Source organism: Zoogloea ramigera (assembly GCF_006539865.1).
GTDB lineage: Bacteria > Pseudomonadota > Gammaproteobacteria > Burkholderiales > Rhodocyclaceae > Zoogloea > Zoogloea ramigera.
Window position 1 is genome coordinate 161,821 of the sequence record NZ_BJNV01000006.1, and the last position, 20,688, is coordinate 182,508.

At 67.7% G+C, this 20,688-nt stretch carries 18 protein-coding genes; 11 read left to right on the forward strand and 7 right to left on the reverse strand.

The window, feature by feature from the left end; all coding sequences use genetic code 11:
* Positions 1-35: 35 nt before the first annotated feature.
* The 3 genes from ZRA01_RS02580 (at position 36) to ZRA01_RS02590 (ending at position 3,099) form a co-directional block, all read left to right on the forward strand.
* Complete coding sequence (locus ZRA01_RS02580; RefSeq protein ID WP_174851581.1) at positions 36-1,904, forward strand: methanol/ethanol family PQQ-dependent dehydrogenase; 1,869 nt, start codon at positions 36-38, stop codon at positions 1,902-1,904.
* A 126-nt stretch (positions 1,905-2,030) separates the two neighbouring features.
* On the forward strand, positions 2,031-2,624 hold the full coding sequence (locus ZRA01_RS02585) for a pentapeptide repeat-containing protein (protein ID WP_141349192.1): 594 nt from the start codon (positions 2,031-2,033) through the stop codon (positions 2,622-2,624).
* A gap of 7 nt (positions 2,625-2,631) precedes the next feature.
* Positions 2,632-3,099, forward strand: coding sequence for a c-type cytochrome (locus ZRA01_RS02590; protein WP_141349193.1), 468 nt, complete (start codon positions 2,632-2,634; stop codon positions 3,097-3,099).
* 15 nt (positions 3,100-3,114) lie between these two features.
* Here the strand turns inward: ZRA01_RS02590 and ZRA01_RS02595 are convergent, their stop codons facing one another.
* Positions 3,115-4,347 carry a BaiN/RdsA family NAD(P)/FAD-dependent oxidoreductase gene (locus ZRA01_RS02595; RefSeq protein WP_141349194.1) on the reverse strand — a complete coding sequence of 411 codons (1,233 nt, stop codon included), beginning with the start codon at positions 4,345-4,347 and terminating at the stop codon, positions 3,115-3,117.
* Between the two features lie 378 nt (positions 4,348-4,725).
* Here ZRA01_RS02595 and ZRA01_RS02600 point away from each other — a divergent pair, with 378 nt between their 5' ends.
* The 3 genes from ZRA01_RS02600 (at position 4,726) to ZRA01_RS02610 (ending at position 9,829) form a co-directional block, all read left to right on the forward strand.
* Positions 4,726-8,412 (forward strand): DUF748 domain-containing protein, encoded by a 3,687-nt coding sequence (locus ZRA01_RS02600; protein WP_170182884.1) that lies wholly within the window; start codon positions 4,726-4,728, stop codon positions 8,410-8,412.
* 14 nt (positions 8,413-8,426) lie between these two features.
* Entirely contained in the window at positions 8,427-8,720 is a 294-nt protein-coding gene (locus tag ZRA01_RS02605; protein ID WP_218028639.1) for a 4a-hydroxytetrahydrobiopterin dehydratase, read from the forward strand.
* A gap of 161 nt (positions 8,721-8,881) precedes the next feature.
* Complete coding sequence (locus ZRA01_RS02610) at positions 8,882-9,829, forward strand: tetratricopeptide repeat protein (RefSeq protein WP_218028640.1); 948 nt, start codon at positions 8,882-8,884, stop codon at positions 9,827-9,829.
* 89 nt (positions 9,830-9,918) lie between these two features.
* On the opposite strand, the gene smpB is transcribed toward ZRA01_RS02610, so the two are convergent.
* The gene (smpB, locus tag ZRA01_RS02615; protein WP_141349197.1) at positions 9,919-10,365 is read right to left on the reverse strand and encodes an SsrA-binding protein SmpB; all 447 of its coding nucleotides are present in this window, start codon (positions 10,363-10,365) and stop codon (positions 9,919-9,921) included.
* A 67-nt stretch (positions 10,366-10,432) separates the two neighbouring features.
* On the opposite strand from smpB, the gene ZRA01_RS02620 reads away from it, so the two are divergent.
* Together ZRA01_RS02620 and ZRA01_RS02625 are read left to right on the forward strand one after the other, a co-directional pair.
* Positions 10,433-10,873, forward strand: coding sequence for a type II toxin-antitoxin system RatA family toxin (locus ZRA01_RS02620; RefSeq protein WP_141349198.1), 441 nt, complete (start codon positions 10,433-10,435; stop codon positions 10,871-10,873).
* Between the two features lies 1 nt (position 10,874).
* Complete coding sequence (locus tag ZRA01_RS02625; RefSeq protein ID WP_141349199.1) at positions 10,875-11,204, forward strand: RnfH family protein; 330 nt, start codon at positions 10,875-10,877, stop codon at positions 11,202-11,204.
* A gap of 108 nt (positions 11,205-11,312) precedes the next feature.
* On the opposite strand, the gene ZRA01_RS02630 is transcribed toward ZRA01_RS02625, so the two are convergent.
* Positions 11,313-11,777: a DUF4124 domain-containing protein gene (locus tag ZRA01_RS02630; protein ID WP_170182885.1), complete on the reverse strand. Its 465-nt coding sequence runs from the start codon at positions 11,775-11,777 to the stop codon at positions 11,313-11,315.
* Positions 11,778-11,858: 81 nt separating this feature from the next.
* On the opposite strand from ZRA01_RS02630, the gene guaB reads away from it, so the two are divergent.
* Entirely contained in the window at positions 11,859-13,319 is a 1,461-nt protein-coding gene (guaB, locus tag ZRA01_RS02635; protein ID WP_141349201.1) for an IMP dehydrogenase, read from the forward strand.
* A 154-nt stretch (positions 13,320-13,473) separates the two neighbouring features.
* A complete protein-coding gene (locus ZRA01_RS02640; RefSeq protein WP_141349202.1) occupies positions 13,474-14,187 on the forward strand; it encodes an ABC transporter ATP-binding protein in 714 nt (237 codons plus the stop codon).
* Between the two features lie 68 nt (positions 14,188-14,255).
* Here the strand turns inward: ZRA01_RS02640 and secF are convergent, their stop codons facing one another.
* The 4 genes from secF to ZRA01_RS02660 form a co-directional block, all read right to left on the reverse strand.
* Entirely contained in the window at positions 14,256-15,188 is a 933-nt protein-coding gene (gene secF, locus ZRA01_RS02645) for a protein translocase subunit SecF (RefSeq protein ID WP_141349203.1), read from the reverse strand.
* A 35-nt stretch (positions 15,189-15,223) separates the two neighbouring features.
* Positions 15,224-17,083, reverse strand: coding sequence for a protein translocase subunit SecD (gene secD, locus ZRA01_RS02650; RefSeq protein ID WP_141349204.1), 1,860 nt, complete (start codon positions 17,081-17,083; stop codon positions 15,224-15,226).
* Between the two features lie 82 nt (positions 17,084-17,165).
* A complete protein-coding gene (gene yajC / locus ZRA01_RS02655; protein WP_141349205.1) occupies positions 17,166-17,498 on the reverse strand; it encodes a preprotein translocase subunit YajC in 333 nt (110 codons plus the stop codon).
* Positions 17,499-17,741: 243 nt separating this feature from the next.
* A complete protein-coding gene (locus ZRA01_RS02660) occupies positions 17,742-18,068 on the reverse strand; it encodes a hypothetical protein (protein ID WP_141349206.1) in 327 nt (108 codons plus the stop codon).
* 372 nt (positions 18,069-18,440) lie between these two features.
* Here ZRA01_RS02660 and ZRA01_RS02665 point away from each other — a divergent pair, with 372 nt between their 5' ends.
* Positions 18,441-20,666: a UvrD-helicase domain-containing protein gene (locus tag ZRA01_RS02665; protein ID WP_141349207.1), complete on the forward strand. Its 2,226-nt coding sequence runs from the start codon at positions 18,441-18,443 to the stop codon at positions 20,664-20,666.
* The last annotated feature ends 22 nt before the right edge of the window (positions 20,667-20,688 follow it).

Below are 20,688 nucleotides of genomic sequence, written 5' to 3' on the forward strand. Positions count from 1 at the left end.
CGCCAGAAAAAACGCTATCCAGGAGACAAGGACACATGAAGAAGATGACTTTCCCCCGCCCGGCCCTGCTCGCCGCGCTGGTGGCCGCCACCTGCTGCAGCTCGGCCTACGCCGGCAAGACGGTGAGCTGGGAAGACCTGCTCAACGACGACAAGACGCCCCAGGACGTGCTCTCCTACGGCCTCGGCCTGAAGGCCCAGCGCCACAGTACGCTGGCCAAGGTGAACACCCGCAACGTGGCCAACCTGGTGCCGGCCTGGAGCTTCTCGTTTGGCGGTGAAAAACAGCGCGGCCAGGAGGGGCAGGCGCTGGTGCACGACGGGGTGATCTACGCCACCAGCTCGTACTCGCGCATCTTTGCCATCGACGCCCGCAGCGGCAAGCGCCTGTGGGAATACGAGGCGCGCCTGCCCGACGACATCCGCCCGTGCTGCGACGTGGTCAACCGCGGCCCGGCGATCTACGGTGACAAGATCTTCTTCGGCACCCTCGACGCCAGCATCGTGGCCCTCAACAAGGACACCGGCAAGGTGGTGTGGAAGAAGAAGTTCGGCGACCACAAGATCGGCTACACCATGACCGGCGCCCCCTTCGTGGTGAAGGATCAGCAGAGCGGCAAGGTGCTGCTGGTGCATGGCTCGTCGGGCGACGAGTTCGGGGTGGTCGGCTGGCTGTTCGCCCGCGACCCGGACACCGGCGAGGAGGTCTGGGCCCGCCCGCTGGTGGAAGGCCACATGGGCCGCCTGAACGGCAAGGACAGCACCCCCACCGGCGACCCCGCCGCCCCCTCGTGGCCCCGCGACAAGGACGGCCAGCTGGTCGAGGCCTGGCACCACGGCGGCGGCGCCCCCTGGCAGACCGCCAGCTACGACGTGGATCGCAACATGGTGGTGATCGGCGCCGGCAACCCCGCGCCCTGGAACACCTGGCACCGCACCAAGGAAGGCGACGACCCGCGCAACTGGGACAGCCTGTTCACCTCCGGCCAGGCCTACGTGGATGCCGCCACCGGCGAGCTCAAGGGCTTCTACCAGCACACCCCCAACGACGCCTGGGACTTCTCGGGCAACAACTCGGTGGTGCTCTTCGAATATAAAGACCCAAAAACCGGCAAGCTGGTGAAGGCCTCGGCCCACGCCGACCGCAACGGTTTCTTCTTCGTGACCGACCGCGAGAAGCTTGCCACCGGCGCCGGCTACCCCAACAAGCCGACCTCGCTGATCGGCGCGTGGCCCTTCGTGGAGGGCATCACCTGGGCCAAGGGCTTCGACGTGAAGACCGGCAAGCCGATCGAGGTGGAGGGCCAGCGCCCGCCGCAGCCAAAGCCCGGCGCCGAGAAGGGCGAGTCGGTCTTCGTCTCGCCGCCCTTCCTGGGCGGCACCAACTGGATGCCGATGAGCTACAGCCCGCAGACCGAGCTGTTCTACATCCCGGCCAACCACTGGGCGATGGACTACTGGACCGAGAAGCTCACCTACAAGGCCGGCTCCGCCTACCTGGGGCAGGGCTTCCGCATCAAGCGCCTGTTCGACGACCACGTGGGCACCCTGCGGGCGATGGACCCGAAGACCGGCAAGATCGCCTGGGAACACAAGGAGAAGTTTCCCCTGTGGGCCGGCACCCTCACCACCGCCGGCGGGCTGGTGTTCACCGGCACCTCCGACGGCTACGTGAAGGCCTTCGACGCGAAGAACGGCAAGGAGCTGTGGAAGTTCCAGACCGGCTCAGGCGTGGTCTCGGTGCCGATCACCTGGGAGATGGACGGCGAGCAGTACGTGGGCATCCAGTCGGGCTACGGCGGCGCGGTGCCCCTGTGGGGCGGCGACATGGCCGACCTGACCAAGCAGGTCACCCAGGGCGCCTCGATGTGGGTCTTCAAGCTGCCCAGGGTGGCCAAGAACTGAGCGTTGCGATCTCCTTCCGCCGGGGGCGACCTTCCCCCGTTCCCGGCGGCCACTCGCGGGGCCGGTTGCATGGATTCCGGCCCCGCTTCCTTTTTGACGTGTGCCCAACGCCGAGGTTTGCCGACGATGCGCAAAATCGCCAAGTCCGCCACGCCCGCCATCCTCGCCCTGCTCTTGCAGGCGCTGCCGGCCCTAGCCGACGAGGCCGCCGATGCCACCGAGCCGCCGGTCATCAATGGCTGCGGCCTGTGGCCCCACACCCAGTGCCGCGGCGCCGACCTGCGTCACGCCAACCTGGCCGGCAGGAACCTGGCCGGGGCGGATTTCTCCGGCGCCCGGCTGGCCCGCGCCGACTTGCGCGGCGCCAACCTGGCCGGCGCCAATTTCGATGGGGCCGACCTCACCGCGGCCCGCCTCAACAAGGCCGCGGCCCCCACCGCCACCTTCCGCGGCGCCCGGCTGGTGGGCGCCGATCTCGAGTTCGCCCGGCTGTTCCGGGCCGACTTCAGTCAGGCCGACCTCCGCGGCGCCAACCTCGAAGCGGCCAAGCTCAACTACGCCTGGTTCCGCGGCGCGCGGCTGGTCGATGCCAACCTTCAGGAGGCCAAGATGTTCTCGGTCAATCTGCGCGACGCCGATCTCACCGGCGCTTACCGCCGCTTCGCTGTGTTCCAGGAAGCGGACTTTGAGGGCTGCACCGGCTGCCCGACCGACTGGTGAGGCCGACATGCGCCATTTACTGCTTGGTTCCTTGTTCCTCGCGCTGACTGCGCAGCCCCTGGCCGCCCAGGAGGTCGCCGTCGCCCCCGACGTGCAGGCCGGCAGCCTGCCGCCCCTCGGCGCCGTCTGGCTGGCCGCCAACCCCTACCGCCATCAGCCGGCCGCCGCCGAGGCCGTCGCCATCGGCCGCGACGCCTACAACCAGGCCTGCGCCCGCTGCCACGGCGTCGACGCCAGCACCAACGCCGCCCCGGCGCCCGACCTGCGCAAGCTCGATCGCGGCTGCCGGCGCATCGCCGATCCGGCATTGAAGGCCCGCTGCCAGGCCGACAACGATGCCTATTTCGCGCGCACCGTGCGCCAGGGCAAGGTGATCCTCGGCGTCACCCACATGCCGCCCTGGCAGGGCGTGCTCTCCCAGGAGCTGGCCTGGGCGATCCAGGTCTTCATCGAAAGCCGCGCTGCCGGCCGCTGATGCCACCGGGCCGGCTCATGCCGCCAGCCCGGCGGCGTGGCCCGAGGCCCAGGCCCACTGGAAGTTGTAGCCGCCCAGGTGGCCGGTGACGTCCATCACCTCGCCGATGAAGAAGAGCCCGGGCACCTCGCGGGCTTCCATGGTTTTCGACGACAGGGCGCGGGTGTCCACGCCGCCCAGCGTGACCTCGGCCTTGGCGTAGCCGAGGGTGCCGTCGGGGCTGATCCGCCAGCCGGCGAGGGCGGTGGCGATGGCGTCGAGCTCCTTGCCGTTGAACTGATTGGTGGGGCGGTTCCAGTTGCGCGCGTCGCACCAGGCGTGGGCGAAGCGGCGGGGCAGGCGCTCGGCCAGCAGGTTGCCCAGCAGGGCCTTGCTGCGGGCGTGTTCGGCCAGCCACTGGCGCACGTCCTGGGCCGGGAAAAGGTTGATGGTGATCTGGCTGCTGCCGTCGTCGCCGCCGTAATCCCGCGCCTGCCAGTAGGACGACACCTGCAGGATCACCGGCCCCGACAGCCCGCGGTGGGTGAACAGCAGGTTCTCGCGGAAGTGCCCGGCGCCGCATTCGGCGATCGCATCGAATGCCATCCCGGCGAGCTCCTTGTAGATCGCCAGCTCCTCGGGCGGCAGGGTGAGCGGCACCAGCGCCGGCTTGGGGGCGACCACCGCCAGGCCGAACTGCTCGGCGATCTTGTAGCCCAGCGGCGAGGCACCGATCTTGGGGATCGCCAGCCCGCCGGTGGCCACCACCAGGCTCTGGCAGCTGAACTGGCCGTGGCTGGTGGCGAGCACGAAGCGGGCCGCGTCGCCGTCGCTTCGCTCGATGCCTTCGAGCTTGCAGGGCATCGCCCAGCTCACGTGGCCGTCGCCGCATTCGGCGCGCAGCATGTCGATGATGTCCTGGGCCGAGTCGTCGCAGAACAGCTGGCCATGCTCCCGCTCGTGCCAGGCGATGCCGTGGCGCCTCACCAGCTCGATGAAATGCCCCGGCGTGTAGCGGCTGAGGGCCGAGCGGCAGAATTGCGGGTTGCGCGACAGGTAGTTGGCGATGCCCACGTCCAGGTTGGTGAAGTTGCAGCGGCCGCCGCCGGAGATGCGGATCTTCTCGGCGAGCTTGGTGGCGTGGTCGATGATCAGCACGCTGCGCCCGCGCTGGCCAGCCCGGGCCGCGCACATCATGCCGGCGGCGCCGCCTCCGATCACGATCACGTCGAAGTGGCGGCTGGCGGCGGAGTGGGGCAGGGCGCTCATGGGGCGGTGTAAAAATAAGTCAAAGCGGCCGCGGAGGATAGTCCGTGGCTTGCTTTACGGCAAACCCTGCGCAGAACACCATTCTCAGCCCCGCGCCGGGCTGCTAGGCTTCAGCCATGGCTGATGCCCGTCTGCAGGCGAAGCATCGGGGGTGTGGAGGTATTTGTTTGGGGCGACTTCACAGTCGCCCTCCGCCGGTCAAACCGGGGCAGACCCCTTGTCTGGCCTCCGCGGGCGACTAAAGTCGCCCCTGCGGGTCGCACCCTTGGTGCCTTGACGGCTCGCATCCAGAGGGGCCTGGCGACGCATTGCCGCCCAGGGCGACGGAGCCATCGGCACTTGAGGCGCCCACGGCGCCCAGCACAAAGGACACGCAAGATGAAGCAGACAACCCAGCCCGGTGCCAGCCCGGGCAAGCCCACCGGCAGCCGCTGGCTGCGCCGCGCCCTGTGGGGCGTCGGGGCGGTGGCGCTGGTGGGGGTGGCGGGCTTTCTCGTCGCGCCGCCGCTGGTTAAATCCGTGGCCGAGACCAAGCTCTCCGAGCTGCTCCATCGCCCGGTGAGCATCGAGGGCCTGTCGATCAACCCCTACGCCCTGTCGGCCGAGGTGCGCGGCCTGCGGGTGCTGGAGCGCGAGGGCGGGGCGACGGCGCTGAGCTTTGCCTCGCTGTACGCCAACGTCGAACTGGAGTCGCTCTTCCGCGGCGGGGCGGTGGTGCAGGAGGTCAAGCTCGTCGAGCCGATGGTGAGTGTGCAGCGCCTCGAGGGCCAGCGCTACAACTGGTCGGACGTGATCGACGAGATGCTCGCCAAGCCGGACGACGGCGCGAAGAGCCACTTCGCGGTGCATAACATCCGCATCGAGAAGGGCCGCATCGAGTTCGACGACCGCCCGGCGGGGCTGAAGCACGTGGTGGCCGACCTGGAGCTGGGCGTGCCCTTCGTCTCCAACCTGCCGTCCCAGGTCGAGACCTTCGTCGAGCCGCTGCTGGCGATGAAGGTGAACGACACGCCCTTCGAGATCCGCGGCAAGGCCAAGCCCTTCGCGGCGGACCGGGAGTCGGTGGTCGACCTCAAGTTTGAAGGCTTCGACCTGACCCGCTACCTGGCCTACCTGCCGGTGGAGAAAACCTTCCGCCTGCCCAGCGCGCGCCTGTCGTCCAGCCTGGAGGCCAGCTTCGAGCAGCCCCCGGGCGGCACGCCGGCGCTCAACATCAAGGGCGGCGTGAGCCTGGAGGCGGTCGAAGTCCAGCACGCCGACGGCGCGCCGGCGATCAAGCTGCCGTCGCTGAAGGTGGCCATCGACCGGCTGGCGCCCCTCAGCAAAGAGGTGGCGATCGCCAGCGTGACGCTGGACAAACCCGAAGTCACCGTGAGCCGCGACCGGGAGGGGCGCATCAGCCTGCTGTTGCTGATCCCCAAGCCCGCCGCTGCGCCTGTACCGGAAGCCCCCGCGCCAGCCGCCGGCCAGCCCGCCGAAAAGGCCGCCCCGCTGGCCGTGAAGCTCGGCGAGTTCAAGATAAGTGGCGGGCGGATCGATGTCACCGACCACCTCGCCGCTGGGCCCTTCCACAAGACGATCCAGGATTTCGACGTCTCGCTGCGCAAGCTCGAGTTGCCGGCCGCTGCGCCGGCCGAGCTGGACTTCGGTTTCAGCACCGATGCTGGCGAAAAGCTCGCCCACCAGGGCCGCCTGGGCCTCGCGCCCCTCAAGGCGGCGGGCCAGCTCGAACTCAGCGGCCTCGACCTGCCGGCCCACAAGCTCTACCTGGCCGCCGCGATGAAGGAGGCCGAGCTGCTGTCCGGCAAGGTGGATGGGCGGCTCGCCTACGATTTCGCGCAGGACGCCGCCGGCCCTGCGGTGAAGCTGAAGGCCGAGCGCCTGGCGCTGAAGGATCTCGGGCTGCGCCTGAGGGGCGAGAAGACCGAGCTCGTCAGGGTAGGGCTGCTCGAGCTGCGCGATACCGCGGTGGACACCGCGGCCCGCAAGCTCGCCATCGGCGAGGTGAACGGCAAGGCGACGCGGGTGGTGCTGATCCGCGCCGCCGACGGCCTGTTCAACGCCCAGCGCCTGGCCGGCGCGGCGGAGGGCAAGCCGGCCTCCAAACCGGCCAGCAAGACCGCCGCCAGGCCCGAAGCCAGCGGCCCGCCCTGGCTGGTGGAGGTGAAGCACGTGGCCCTCGACGACTGGGGCCTGCGGGTGGAAGACCGTACCCTCGCGCCGGCCATCGTTTTCAACGCCGAGCCGCTCACGCTGCGGGTCGATGGCCTGTCGACGGCCAAGGGCAGCAAGGCGAAGCTCAACCTGCAGGCCGGCATCAACAAGCGCGGCCAGTTCGGCGTTAAGGGCACGCTGGGCCTGGCGCCGCTGGCGGGCAACCTCGATCTCGACCTCAAGGCCGTCGACATCACGATGCTGCAGCCTTACGTGACCGAGAAGGTGAAGATCGCCATCACCCGCGGCAAGCTCACGTCCCGCGGCCGGCTGGCCTTCGAGTTGCCGGCCGGCGCCGGCCCCAGGGGCAGCTTCAAGGGCAACGTGACCCTGGGCGATTTCGCGTCGGTGGACAAGCTCAACGCCACCGACCTGCTCAAGTGGAAGTCGCTTTATTTTGGCGGGGTGGATGTGCGGCTGGCGCCGCTGGCGGTGAGCATCGACGACATTGCGCTGACCGACTTCTACACCCGCCTGATCCTCGACGCCCAGGGCGGCCTCAACCTCCGCGAGATCACCGCCCAGCGCGCCAACGAGGCCAAGGCCGCGGCGGGTGCCGCCAAGGCCAACGGCACGGCGCCCGACGCGCTGGCACAGAAAGCCACCACCGACGGCAAGGCTGCGGCCACCGTGAAGGCGCCCGCCGAGCCGCCACCGCCGGTGCGCATCAAGCGCATCACGCTGCAGGGCGGCAACATCGCCTACAGCGACCGCTTCATCAAGCCCAACTACGACGCCAACCTTACCGGCATGGGCGGCCGGCTCACCGGCCTGTCGTCCGACCCCAACACCATCGCCGAGCTCGACCTGCGCGGCAAGGTGGACAACTCGGCGCCCCTCGAGATCGTCGGCAGGCTCAACCCCTTCCGGCAGGACCGGGCGCTGGACATCCGCGCCTCGGTGAAGGATTTCGAGCTCTCCAGCGTGTCCACCTACGCCGCCAAGTACGTGGGCTACGGCATCGACAAGGGCAAGCTGTCGGCCCAGCTGGGCTACAAGATCGAGGACCGCAAGCTCTCCGCCACCAACCAGGTCTTCCTCGACCAGCTGACCTTCGGCGACAAGGTGGACAGCCCCAGCGCCCTCAAGCTGCCGGTGCTGCTGGCGGTGTCGCTGCTCAAGAACAGCCGCGGCGAGATCGACCTCGACCTGCCCGTCGGCGGCTCGCTGGACGACCCGCAGTTCAGCGTCGGCGGCATCGTGGTGAAGGTGATCGTCAACCTCATCACCAAGGCCATCACCTCACCCTTTGCGCTGCTGGGCTCGATCTTCGGCGGTAACGCCGAGGAGCTCGCGTGGCTGGATTTCGAGCCCGGCTTTGCACGCCTCGGGCCGGCCGCCGACGACAAGCTCAAGTCGATTGCCAAGGTGATGGCCGACAAGCCGGGCCTCAAGCTCGAGATCGCCGGCCGCGTCGATCCGGCCACCGACCGGGACGGGTTGCTGCGGGCCACGCTGCTCGGCAAGGTCGAGGCCCTGAAGGTGAAGGACATGGCGAAGAAGGGCGAATCCCTCGCCGACGACGGCCGTGTGACGGTGTCGCCGGGCGAATATCCGGCCCTGCTGACGCGCGTGTACAAGGACGAGAAGTTTCCGAAGCCGCGCAACATGGTCGGCCTCACCAAGGATCTGCCGGTGGCCGAAATGGAAAAGCTGATCCTCGCCAACACCAAGGTCAGCGACGAGGACGTGCGCCTGCTCGGCCAGCAGCGCGCCCAGGCGGTCAAGGCCTGGCTGCTCGACAAGGGGCAGGTGCCGGCCGAGCGGGTGTTCGTGCTGTCCACCCACGAAGGTGACGACGGCAAGCAGCCGAAGGCCAAGGTCAGCCGGGTCGATTTCTCGTTGCGTTGAGGCGGAGGATGACGATGGATGCCACAAGACTGGACGAACTCCAGCGGGCCGAGGCCCTGGCTGGGCTGCCCGGCTGGGCGCCGGTGCCGGGGCGGGATGCGATCGGCAAGGTCTTCCGCTTCGCCGATTTCAACGCCGCCTTCGGCTGGATGAGCCGGGTCGCGCTGATGGCAGAGCGGCTGGACCATCACCCGGAGTGGCGCAATGTTTACAACCGGGTCGAGGTGGTGCTCACCACCCACGACGCGGGGGGTGTCACCGGGCGCGACATCGTGCTGGCTCGTTTCATGGATGCCGCGGCGGGCTGAGCGGCCTGAGCTGCTTTACGCCGCACTGCGCCATGCGCACGTCGGGCGACGGTGCTAAGCTTTGCCGAACCGGCCCTGGCTGCCGGCAACAGACCCGCCACTGCGTCCGGTTTCGCCGGAACGACAAAAATCGGCGGGCTGCCCGAGGGAGAATACAGCTGATGCATCTGACCTTTGACTGGCATGGGGCCTTGCGCCGCGCGCGCCACGGGGTGAAGGAGTCCGCCGACGCGTCCGTCGTGCCGCGGCTCGCCTGGAAGCGCTTTCCCTATGGCGACCGGGTTTATCGCTATGGCGGCACCGCCTTGCTCACCAACTGGTGCCGTCTTCACCGGGCGGATCGGGAGCCCTACCCGACCGTCGATAACCTCCTCGAGCTGCTGCGGGCCAACCCCGCCCTCGAGCCCCATGCCGATGACCCACGGGCGCTCGTCCCGATGGTCGAGGAGGCGTGGCGGAGTTTTCATGCCGGCGATTTCGCCGATGCCGTGGAGCGCGGGCTGCTGGCCGGGCCGGTGGGTTTCGTGGTGGCCACGCGGGCGGCCACCGTCTATGCCGCGCACCTTGAGGAAGACCCGGTACGGCGGCTGTCGATCCTGCGCGAGGCGGTGGAGTCGGCGGCGGCGCTGCTCCGGCTGGCGCCGAACTGGGCCAACGCCTGGTACGCCCATGGCGCCGCGCTGGTGCGCTACAGCCAGCATCTGTCGGTGGTGAAGGCGCTCTCCCAGGGGCTCGGCAGCAAGGTGCGCGACAGCCTGCACCGGGCGCTGCAGCTCGAGCCCGGGCACGCGGGGGCCCACGTGGTGCTGGGGGTCTATAACGCCGAAGTGATCGACAAGGTCGGCGGCGTGGTGGGGGCACTGACCTACGGCGTGCGCAAGGAGGCGGTCGTCGACCACTTCGAGGCGGCGCGGGCCCTGCATCCCCAGTCATCGGTGGTCCTGGCCGAACATGCCCGCGCGGCGCTGATGGTTCTGGGCGGCGCCCAGTCGGGCCACGCCCATGCCCTGTGCGCCGAGGCGGCGGCCAGCCAGCCGGTGGACGCCCTGGAGCGCCTGCATATGGAGTGGGCGCTGGGCGAGCTCGAGGCGGGCCCCGAGTATCCCTGAGCGCCCAGGGCCGGGCTTCGCCCCGCCCGCCGTGGGGTTTCAAAGGAAACTTGGGGCGGCCCTGCGTTTCCTTGAGAAGCGCCGGGGCTTCAGCCCTTGGCGCGGATCAGCCGGGCTTTCTCCCGATCCCAGTCGCGTTCCTTTTCGGTTTCGCGCTTGTCGAACTGCTTCTTGCCCTTGGCGAGGCCCACGCTGATCTTCACGCGGCCCTTGCTGTAATGGAGGTCGAGGGGAACCAGCGCGTAGCCGGCCCGCTCGACCTTGCCGATCAGCTTGGCGATCTCCTCGGCGTGCAGCAGCAGCTTGCGGGTGCGGGTCGGGTCGGGGGTGATGTGGGTCGAGGCGGACTCCAGCGGGGTGATGTGCATGCCGACGATGAAGATCTCGGCGCCGCGGATCACCACGTAGCTTTCCTTGATGTTGGCGCGCCCGGCCCGGATGGCCTTGACCTCCCATCCCTGCAGCACCAGGCCGGCTTCGTATTTGTCCTCGATGAAATAATCGTGGAAGGCCTTGCGGTTGTCGATGATGCTCATTGGCGTAGGCTCGTAGGGGCGCGTAAAATCGCTGATTTTAACAGCTCGGTAGCCCCGCCGCGTCCCGATGGCAGCCGTCAAGAAAATCGTACTGATCGAATTCACCCCGGCCCAGATGTTCGATCTGGTCGACCGTTGCGAGGACTACCCGAAGTTTCTGCCGTGGTGCGGAGGCAGCGAGGTGCACTCCCGCGACGAGAAGATCACCCGGGCCACCCTGCACATCAACTACCACGGGATCAAGTCCCACTTCAGCACCGAGAACGAAAAGCACTATCCGTCGCACATGCTGATCCGCCTGACCGACGGGCCCTTCACGCACCTGGACGGCTCCTGGAACTTCATTCCGCTGGGCGATGCGGCCTGCAAGGTGGAGTTCAATCTCCACTACGAATTCTCCAGCCGCCTCATCGAGAAGGCGGTGGGGCCGGTGTTCAACCATATCGCCAACACCTTCGTCGATTCCTTCGTCAAGCGTGCCGGCCAGGTTTATGGCGGGAAGGCCTGAAATGCCCGATTCGATCAACGTCGAAGTCTGTTACGCCCTGTGCGAGCGCCAGGAGATCGTCCGTCTCAAGCTGCCCGCCGGCAGCACCGTGCAGCGGGCCATCGAGGCGTCCGGCCTGTTGCAGAAGCACCCCGAGATCGACATCGCCAAAACTAACAAGCTGGGCGTCTTCGCCAAGCTGGTCAAGGGCGACACGGTGCTGCGCGACCGCGACCGGGTCGAGATCTACCGCCCGCTGATCGCCGACCCTAAGGACGTGCGCCGCAAGCGCGCCGAGGAGGGCAAGGTCATGAAGAAGGGTGGCGGGCCGGCCGAGGAGACCGCCGGCTGATTGCCGGGCGGGGCTTCGACCAGCGCGCCCCCGGCAGGGCGCAATCAAATCTGAAACGGCCCGGCCTTTACTCAAGAGGCCGGGGCAGGGCGGCCGGAGCCGGCAGCCCTATTTGCAGTTGCGGGCGACGTATTTGCTCAGGCGTTCGACCTCGGCCTCGTGCTCGGCGTCGTCCAGCACCACGCGCTCGCCGTTCTCGACAAAGCGTGCGACCCGCTGGCCGTCCTGCATGGCGAGCAACTGCGCCTTGGCTTCGCTGCACTCCTTCTGGCGGGCATCCGTGGCGGTACGCTCGTTGTTGGCCTTTTCTTCGGCCTCGGCCGTCGAGGCCCGGCGTTTCTTGAAGGCAAGCTCCCTCTCCGCCAGCGACGGAGGCGCCGGCCGGCCGTCGGCGGGCGCGGCAGCCTTCTCGGGCGCCAGCGGGGCCTTGCGCAGGGTTCTCACCTTGGCTTCGGCGGGCGGCATGTCGGAGTAATGCACGCCGCCGCTGGCGTCTTTCCAGCTGTAGATTTCCTGGCCGTAGGCGACCGTGGCGGCAAGGGTGAGCACGACGGCCGGAAGTTTGTGCAACATTGGGTACCCCATCAGGACAAAGCTTTTGCCGCAAGCCGGCGAGCTACGTATAATACGGATTTGATTCAAGGGATTAAAGCCATGCGAGTGATCCAGAAGGCGCTGACGTTTGACGACGTCCTTCTCATCCCCGCCCATTCGAGCGTTCTCCCGCGCGACGTCAGCCTTCAGACGAAGCTCACGCGCAACATTACCCTGAATATTCCCCTGGTGTCCGCAGCCATGGACACCGTCACCGAAGCACGCCTCGCCATTGCGCTCGCGCAGGAGGGTGGGATCGGGATCGTTCACAAGAACCTGACCCCCCAGCAGCAGGCGGCCGAAGTGGCCAAGGTAAAACGCTTCGAATCGGGCATCCTCAAAGACCCGATCACCATCCCGCCGACCATGACGGTCCGCGAGGTGCTGAACCTGACCCGCACCCACAAGTTCTCCGGCCTGCCGGTGGTGGAAAACGGCAAGGTGATCGGCATCGTCACCAACCGCGACACCCGCTTCGAGACCAATCTCGACCAGCCCGTGTCGGCGATCATGACGCCCCAGTCGCGTCTGGTCACGGTCCGTGAAGGCGCCAGCCTCGAAGAAGGCCGCGCGCTGATGCACAAGCACCGCCTCGAGCGCGTGCTGGTGCTCAACGACGAAGGCGGCCTGGCCGGCCTCATCACCGTCAAGGACATGATGAAGTCCACCGAGCACCCGCTCGCCTCCAAGGATGGCCTCGGCCGTCTGCGCGTCGGCGCGGCGATCGGTGTCGGTGCCGGCACCGAAGAGCGGGCCGCGCTGCTGGCCGAGGCCGGCGTCGACGTGATCGTCGTCGACACCGCCCACGGCCACTCGCAGGGCGTGCTCGACCGCGTCAATTGGGTCAAGAAGAACTTCCCGCAGGTCGAGGTCATCGGCGGCAACATCGCCACGGCCGCTGCCGCGAAGGCGCTGGTGGATGCCGGTGCCGACGGCGTCAAGGTGGGCATCGGCCCCGGCTCGATCTGCACCACCCGCATCGTGGCCGGCGTCGGCGTGCCGCAGATCACCGCGGTCGATAACGTCGCCACCGCGCTGGCCGGTTCCGGCGTGCCGATGATCGCCGACGGCGGCATCCGCTACTCCGGCGACATCTCCAAGGCCATCGCGGCCGGTGCCAACGTGGTGATGCTGGGCGGCCTGTTCGCCGGCACCGAAGAAGCGCCGGGCGAAACCGTGCTGTTCCAGGGCCGGTCCTACAAGTCCTACCGCGGCATGGGTTCGCTGGGTGCGATGCAGCAGGGCGCCGCCGACCGTTACTTCCAGGAGAACGACGGCAACGTGGACAAGCTGGTGCCGGAAGGCATCGAAGGCCGGGTGCCCTACAAGGGCGCGGTGACCGCGGTGATTCACCAGCTGATGGGCGGCCTCCGCGCCTCCATGGGCTACGTGGGCTGCGCCACCATCGACGAGATGCGCAGCCGCGCCGAGTTCGTCGAGATCACCTCGGCCGGCATCCGCGAGTCCCACGTCCACGACGTGCAGATCACCAAGGAAGCGCCCAACTACCACGTGGATTGACCCTCGTCCATCCGGTAGCGCAACTGAAGGCAGCCTGCGGGTTGCCTTCAGTTCGTTTACCGCCACGGGCGGGCCACGGCACTTGCCGCGTTGCTGCCACGCCGGGCGATAATCGGGGTCCGACTGCGCCACCGGGCCCGGCCCGAATCTCCTGATGACAATGAACCCTGGTCGAAGTGATACCCCGCCCGCTGCCGCGCCGGTGGTTGAAGTCAGCCGCCTGTGCCGCAGCGTGACTGCCGACGGTGGGCCGCTGCTGCACATCCTCGAAGACGTCTCGTTTGCGATCGCGCCCGGCGAGGCGGTGGCGATCGTCGGGGCGTCCGGCTCCGGCAAGTCGACGCTGCTCGGCCTGCTGGCCGGGCTGGATTCGCCGAGCAGCGGCACGGTGAGGATCCGCGGGCAGGACCTGTTCGCCCTCGACGAGGACGGCCGCGCGGCGCTGCGGGGGGCCTGCGTGGGCTTCGTGTTCCAGTCGTTCCAGCTGCTGCCGGCGCTGACGGCCCTTGAGAACGTGATGCTGCCCCTCGAGCTCGCCGGCCGTGGCGATGCGCGCCGGGAGGCCGAGGCCTGGCTCGGACGGGTTGGCCTGGCCGGGCGGCTCGGGCACTACCCACGCCAGCTGTCGGGGGGCGAGCAGCAGCGGGTGGCGGTGGCGCGGGCCTTCGCACCGCGGCCGGCGCTGGTGCTGGCCGACGAGCCGACCGGCAACCTCGACGTGGCTACCGGCGAGGCGGTGATCGAGCTGATGTTCTCGCTGAACGCCGAATCGGGCACGACCCTGGTGCTGGTCACCCACGACCACGCGCTGGCGGCCCGCTGTGGCCGTAGCCTGCGGCTCGCTTCGGGGCGCCTGGTGGAAGGCTGAACACCTGGCGCCCGCAATGAAAAAGGGCTGCCCGCGGGCAGCCCTTTGTGCAATCGGCCGCGGCCTCGTCAGACGACGGCTTCCTGCTTTTCCTTCTTGGGCTGGATGAACTGCTCGCGGGACACGCCGAGCCACATCACCAGCGGGCTGGCCACCAGCACCGACGAGTAGATGCCGAAGCAGATGCCGATGGTCAGCGCCAGCGCGAAGTAGTACAGCGTCTCGCCGCCGAACAGCAGCATCGACAGCACCATGATCTGGGTCGAGCCGTGGGTGATGATGGTGCGGCTGATGGTGCTGGTGATGGCGTGGTCGAGCACCTGCGGGGTGGTGAGGCCGCGCTTCTTCTTGAAGGTTTCGCGCACCCGGTCGAAGACCACTACCGATTCGTTCACCGAGTAGCCCAGCACCGCCAGCGTGGCGGCCAGCACCGGCAGCGAGAACTCCCACTGGAACAGCGCGAAGAAGCCCAGGATGATGATCACGTCGTGGAGGTTGGCGATGATCGCCGACACCGCAAAGCGCCACTCGAAGCGCATCGCCAGATACACCACGATGCCGCCGATCACCAGCAGCAGCGCCATCGCGCCGTCGGAGGCGAGCTCCTTGCCGACCTGCGGGCCGACGAACTCGACCCGGCGCAGCTCGGGTTTGCCGCCCTCGAGGGCGCTGAGGCTGGCCATCACCTTCTCGCTGACCTTGCCGGTCTCCATGCCTTCCCGGTTGGGCAGGCGGATCAGCACGTCGCGGGAGCTGCCGAAGTTCTGCACCTGGGCGTCTTGGTAGCCTTCCTTGGCGAGGGCGTCGCGCAGTTTTTCAAGGGCAGGGGCTTCGGCGTAGCTGACCTCCATCAGCGTGCCACCGGTGAACTCGACGCTGAAATGCAGCCCCTTGGTGGCCAGGAAGAAGACCGCGAGCAGGAAGGTGACCAACGAAATCACGTTGAACACCAGCGCGTGCTTCATGAAGGGGATGTCTTTGTGGATCCGGAAGAATTCCATGATGAATGTCCGTTGTGTGCTGTTGCTGCCGCGCCTCAGAGGCCCGGCTTCCAGACCTGGCCGATGGCCAGCTTCTCGAGCTTGCGCTTCTTGCCGTAGATCAGGTTGACCAGGCCGCGGGAGACCAGGATCGCGCTGAACATCGAGGTGAGGATGCCGAGGCAGTGCACCACCGCGAAGCCGCGCACCGGGCCGGAGCCGAAGACGAGCAGGGCGATGCCGGCGATCAGCGTGGTGACGTTGGAGTCGAGGATGGTGTCGAAGGCTCGGTCGTAGCCGGTGGCGATGGCGGCCTGCGGGCTGGAGCCGTTGCGCAGCTCTTCGCGGATGCGCTCGTTGATCAGCACGTTGGCGTCGATGGCCATGCCGAGGGTGAGCGCGATGGCCGCGATGCCCGGCAGCGTGAGGGTCGCCTGCAGCAGCGACAGCAGGGCTACCAGCAGCAGCAGGTTGGAGGCCAGCGCGATCACCGACACCAGGCCGAACAGCATGTAATAGGCGCACATGAAGATGGCGATGGCGATGAAGCCCCACATCGTCGAATGGAAGCCCTTGGTGATGTTCTCGGCGCCGAGGCTGGGGCCGATGGTGCGCTCCTCGATGATCTCCATCGGAGCCGCCAGCGAGCCGGCGCGCAGCAGCAGCGCGGTGTCGGTGGCTTCTTCGGAGCTCATGCGGCCCGAGATCTGCACACGGCCGCCGCCGATCTCGCTGCGGATCACCGGCGCGGTGACGACCTCGCCCTTGCCCTTCTCGATCAGCAGGATGGCCATCCGCTTGTTGATGTTCTCGCGGGTGATGTCCTTGAAGATGCGGGCGCCGGCGGCGTCGAGGGTGAGGTGGACAGCCGGCTCGTGGTTCTGGCCGTCGAAGCCCGGCTGGGCGTCGGTGAGGCGCTCGCCGGTCAGGACGACCTGCTTCTTGACCAGCAGCGGGTTGCCGCCGCGCTCGGAATAAAGCTCGGTGCCCGGCGGGATGTTGCCCTGCAGCGCACTTTCGAGGCTGCCCGGGCTGTCGTCCACCAGGCGGATCTCGAGGGTCGCGGTGCGGCCGAGGATGTCTTTTGCCTTGGCCACGTCCTGCACGCCCGGCAGCTGCACCACGATACGGTCGAGGCCTTGTTGCTGAATCACCGGCTCGGCCACGCCGAGTTCGTTGATCCGGTTGTGCAGGGTGCCGATGTTCTGGCGGAGCGCGAACTCCTGGATGGTCTTCTGGGCCAGCGGCGTGAGGGTGGCGGTGAGCTTGAAGTCGGCGCCGTCCTGGCCCTCGACGAGCTGCAGGTCGTTGTTGACGGCGCCGATCACGCTCCGGGCGCGGGCCTGGGTTTCGGCGTCGCGGAACTTGACGACCACGCTGGCGCCTTCACGACTGATGCCGGCGTGGCGCACGTTCTTGTCGCGCAGCAGGGTGCGCAGGTCGCCGGTGGTGGCGTCGAGGCGCTTGGTGACGGCGCCCTTCATGTCCACCTGGAGCAGGAAGTGCACGCCGCCGCGCAGGTCGAGGCCCAGGTACATGGGCAGCGCGTGGATGTTGGTGAGCCACTGGGGGCTGGCGGACAGCAGGTTGAGGGCCACCACGTAGGACGGGTCGGCGGCGTCGGGGTTGAAGGCCTTCTCGATGGCGTCCTTGGCCTTCAGCTGGGTGTCGGTGTCGCGGAAGCGGGCACGCACGCTGGTGAGGTCGGCGAACAGGCCGTCGTGCTGGATGCCGGCCGCCGCGAGGCTTTCCTCGACCCGCTTGATGGCCGTGGTGGCGTCGAGCTTGAGCGTGGCCTTGCCGCTCGAGACCTGGACGGCGGGCACCTCCCCGTAGAAATTCGGCAGGGTGTAGATGAGGCCCCACAGCAGCACGAGGCCGATGAGGAGGTTTTTCCAGAGAGGGTAGCGGTTCATGGTCGGGCGGAAAGGAAGGGATGCGGCGTGGATGCTGCGCGGCCCGGCGGGCGCAGAGCAGATGCTCGGCCCGCCCCGGCGCTCAGATCGACTTGATGGTGCCCTTCGGCAGCACGGCGCCGATGGCTTGTTTCTGGACGATGATCTGGGTGTTGGTGGCGACTTCGACGGTGACGTAGGCGTCGCTGATCGACACGACCTTGCCGACGATGCCGCCCTGGGTCAGCACTTCATCGTTCTTCTGCAGGCCTTCGAGCAGGGCCTTGTGTTCCTTGGCGCGCTTCATCTGCGGGCGGATCATCAGGAACCACAGCACGACGAACATGAAGATCAGCGGCAGGATGCCGGTGATGCTCGACAGCGGATCCTGCGCGGCAGCGGGTGCAGCCTGGGCAAAGGCGTTGGAAATCAACACATTGAACTCCTGAAGGGAGATTAAAACCCGGCATTATAGCAGCACCCGGGGAAGGCCTTTCGCGCACGGCGGAAGCACCGCCCGGCGCGGGGACATCGGCCCGTGCCGGACTGTGCGACCGGCGGCGAGCCAAAAAAAAGCGGCGTCTGCCGTGAGGCAGACGCCGTCAAATCTCCACGAGGGAGAGGAGGGAGAAAAACACGGTTGGGCCGGTCGGAGGACCGGCGGGCGGCCTGAAGTGGCTCAGGCGGCCTTGTTCATCTGATTGCAGAAACGCTGCCAGTTGGCAGACATCGCGGTGACCATCTGCTCGGCGGCGAGCAGGGGCAGCAGGCCCAGACGGCTCTGGCAGCGCACCAGCGATTCGATCTGCGGCGCACACAGGGTGTTGCGCTCGGCGTCGAGGAGTTCGCGGAAGCGGGTTTCGGCGGCGTCCCAGAACTCGGACGTGCCTACCCAGCCGGTGTCGGCAGTGGCTTCGCGGATGGCCTTGTTCCACAGCGCTTCGGCGCGCTCCAGCGACACGCCGGCCTTGCGGGCCTGCCACGGTAGAAGTTTGGGCGTTTTCATTCTGTTGCTCCTGTTGGTCGCATCATCCGATTCGGGTTCGTCGCGACGGCACGTTCGGCCGTTTTGGTGCGATGCAATATATGCATGAATTTTATTAACCCTATAAAACATCAGGTTAAGTTTGGCTTCCCGATCGTTTGTTGCATTGCACAATTCGATTCTAGGCAAGCGGATGAAGCTCCGCAAGCGCTCTTGCATTTTGTTTCAGGCATTTCGTCACGAGGTGTTGGTTTGATGCTACGGCGTTCTGCCGTGCACACCCTTCTTTCAGGCCTTTGATCTGTTTTGGTGCGCATCGACAGGGGTGCTCGCTGTCGCCCCTGGCGGTACAATCCCGCACCGAGCTGTACATTTATCTACTTCGTCCGCCCCATGCCCCAGCTTCTCGACAACCTCAATCCGGAACAACTCGCCGCCGTCACGCTGGCGCCCCAGCATGCCCTGATCCTGGCCGGAGCCGGCTCGGGCAAGACGCGGGTGCTCACCACGCGGATCGCCTGGCTGATCCAGAACGGCTACTGCAGCCCCCAGGGCATCCTGGCGGTGACCTTCACCAACAAGGCCGCCAAGGAGATGCTCACGCGCCTGTCTGCGATGTTCCCGATCAACACCCGGGGCATGTGGATCGGCACCTTCCACGGCCTGTGCAACCGCTTCCTGCGCGCCCATCACCGGGACGCCGGCCTGCCCCAGCTGTTCCAGATCCTCGATTCGGGCGACCAGCTGGCCTCGATCAAGCGCCTGCTCAAAGCCCTCAACATCGACGACGAGAAGTTTCCGCCCCGGGAGCTGCAGCACTTCATTAACGCCCAGAAAGAGGCCGGCTTGAGGCCGGCGGCGGTCGAGGCCTGGGATGACTACACCCGGCGCCGGGTCGAGCTTTACACGGAGTATGAGGCCCAATGCCAGCGCGAGGCAGTTGTGGATTTCCCCGAGCTTTTGCTCCGGAGCTATGAATTGCTCGAGCGCAATGAGCCGATCCGCCGGCATTACCAGGCCCGTTTCCGCCACATCCTGGTGGATGAGTTCCAGGACACCAACCGCCTGCAATACAAGTGGCTGTCGCTGCTGGCCGATGGCGGCCGCGAGGGCGGCGCGAGCCTCTTCTGCGTGGGCGACGACGACCAGTCGATCTACCGCTTCCGCGGCGCCGAGATCGGCAACATGCGCGACTTCGAGCGTGATTTCCGGGTCGAGAGCGTGATCCGCCTTGAGCAGAACTACCGCTCCCATGGCAACATCCTCGACGCCGCCAACGCCCTGATCGGCCACAACACCAAGCGCCTCGGCAAAAATCTGTGGACCGACCGCGGCGCCGGCGAGCCGATCCGCGTGTACGAGGCCTTCACCGACAGCGACGAGGCGCGCTGGATCGTCGAGGAGATCCAGTCCCTGGTGCGGGATGGCGCCTGCCGCTCGGACATCGCGCTGCTGTACCGCTCCAACGCCCAGTCGCGGGTGCTCGAGCACCAGCTGTTCTCCAGCGGCGTGGCCTACCGGGTGTATGGCGGGCTTCGCTTCTTCGAGCGCCAGGAGGTCAAGCACGCCCTGGCCTACCTGCGCCTGATCGCCAACCCCGACGACGACACCGCCTTCACCCGGGTGGTTAACTTCCCGACCCGCGGCATCGGCGCGCGCTCCCTCGAGGCGCTGCAGGACGCCGCGCGCACCTGGAATACGCCGCTCTACCAGACCGTGCCGCACCTGGCCGGCAAGCCGGGCGCCGCGCTGGGGCAGTTCGTGGCGCTGATCGAGCGCCTGCGCGTCGAGACCCGTGACCTGCCGCTCCACGAAACGGTCGACCACGTCATCGAGATGTCCGGCCTGCGGGGCCACTACCAGCTCGAAAAAGAGGGCCAGGAGCGCCTCGAGAACCTCGACGAACTCATCAACGCCGCCGCCAACTTCAGCGCCGAGGTGGGCGCCGGCCAGGCGCCCGGCGAAGCGCCGTCAGAGCCCGGCAGCGTGCTCGCCGAGTTCCTGGCCCACGCCTCCCTGGAGGCCGGTGACCACCAGGCCGACGCCGGCTCCGACGCAGTCCAGCTGATGACCGTCCACGCGGCCAAGGGGCTGGAGTTCGACGTGGTGTTTCTGTCGGGCCTTGAGGAGGAGCTGTTCCCCCACGGCAACAGTACCGCGGAGGCCGACGGGCTGGAGGAGGAGCGCCGCCTGATGTATGTCGCCGTCACCCGCGCCCGCCAGCGGCTCTACCTCAGCTTCACCCAGGGCCGCATGCTCCACGGCCAGGTGCGCTACAACCTGCGCTCGCGCTTCCTCGAGGAGATCCCCGAGCCGCTCACCAAGTGGCTGACCCCGCCCAACCCGCGGCGCAGCTACGTGTCCGAGCCCTCGCCGCGCTATTACAACTCCGGCGCCGGCAAGCCCGCCGCGCCCTCGATGCCGCCCCCCCCGCCGCTGCGCTCGCGGGATCTGGGCGGCCTCGCCATCGGCCAGGCGGTGAACCACCCGCGCTTCGGCGACGGCGTCATCATCGCAGCCGAGGGCAGCGGCAGCGACGCCCGCGTGCAGGTCAAGTTTGCCGAAGCGGGCAGCAAGTGGCTGATGCTGGCGGTGGCCAAGCTCACGCCCGCGTCCTGAGCGGCCGCGTCGGCGGCCGATA

Coding starts and splice junctions, on each gene's coding strand:
- ZRA01_RS02620 (WP_141349198.1), top strand. CDS start 10,433: ATGGCAGCCGTCAAGAAAATCGTACTGATCGAATTCACCCCGGCCCAG.
- ZRA01_RS02660 (WP_141349206.1), bottom strand. CDS start 18,068: ATGAAAACGCCCAAACTTCTACCGTGGCAGGCCCGCAAGGCCGGCGTG.
- ZRA01_RS02640 (WP_141349202.1), top strand. CDS start 13,474: ATGACAATGAACCCTGGTCGAAGTGATACCCCGCCCGCTGCCGCGCCG.
- ZRA01_RS02665 (WP_141349207.1), top strand. CDS start 18,441: ATGCCCCAGCTTCTCGACAACCTCAATCCGGAACAACTCGCCGCCGTC.
- ZRA01_RS02610 (WP_218028640.1), top strand. CDS start 8,882: ATGCATCTGACCTTTGACTGGCATGGGGCCTTGCGCCGCGCGCGCCAC.
- guaB (WP_141349201.1), top strand. CDS start 11,859: ATGCGAGTGATCCAGAAGGCGCTGACGTTTGACGACGTCCTTCTCATC.
- ZRA01_RS02595 (WP_141349194.1), bottom strand. CDS start 4,347: ATGAGCGCCCTGCCCCACTCCGCCGCCAGCCGCCACTTCGACGTGATC.
- ZRA01_RS02590 (WP_141349193.1), top strand. CDS start 2,632: ATGCGCCATTTACTGCTTGGTTCCTTGTTCCTCGCGCTGACTGCGCAG.
- secF (WP_141349203.1), bottom strand. CDS start 15,188: ATGGAATTCTTCCGGATCCACAAAGACATCCCCTTCATGAAGCACGCG.
- ZRA01_RS02585 (WP_141349192.1), top strand. CDS start 2,031: ATGCGCAAAATCGCCAAGTCCGCCACGCCCGCCATCCTCGCCCTGCTC.
- secD (WP_141349204.1), bottom strand. CDS start 17,083: ATGAACCGCTACCCTCTCTGGAAAAACCTCCTCATCGGCCTCGTGCTG.
- smpB (WP_141349197.1), bottom strand. CDS start 10,365: ATGAGCATCATCGACAACCGCAAGGCCTTCCACGATTATTTCATCGAG.
- ZRA01_RS02580 (WP_174851581.1), top strand. CDS start 36: ATGAAGAAGATGACTTTCCCCCGCCCGGCCCTGCTCGCCGCGCTGGTG.
- ZRA01_RS02600 (WP_170182884.1), top strand. CDS start 4,726: ATGAAGCAGACAACCCAGCCCGGTGCCAGCCCGGGCAAGCCCACCGGC.
- ZRA01_RS02625 (WP_141349199.1), top strand. CDS start 10,875: ATGCCCGATTCGATCAACGTCGAAGTCTGTTACGCCCTGTGCGAGCGC.
- ZRA01_RS02605 (WP_218028639.1), top strand. CDS start 8,427: ATGGATGCCACAAGACTGGACGAACTCCAGCGGGCCGAGGCCCTGGCT.
- ZRA01_RS02630 (WP_170182885.1), bottom strand. CDS start 11,777: ATGTTGCACAAACTTCCGGCCGTCGTGCTCACCCTTGCCGCCACGGTC.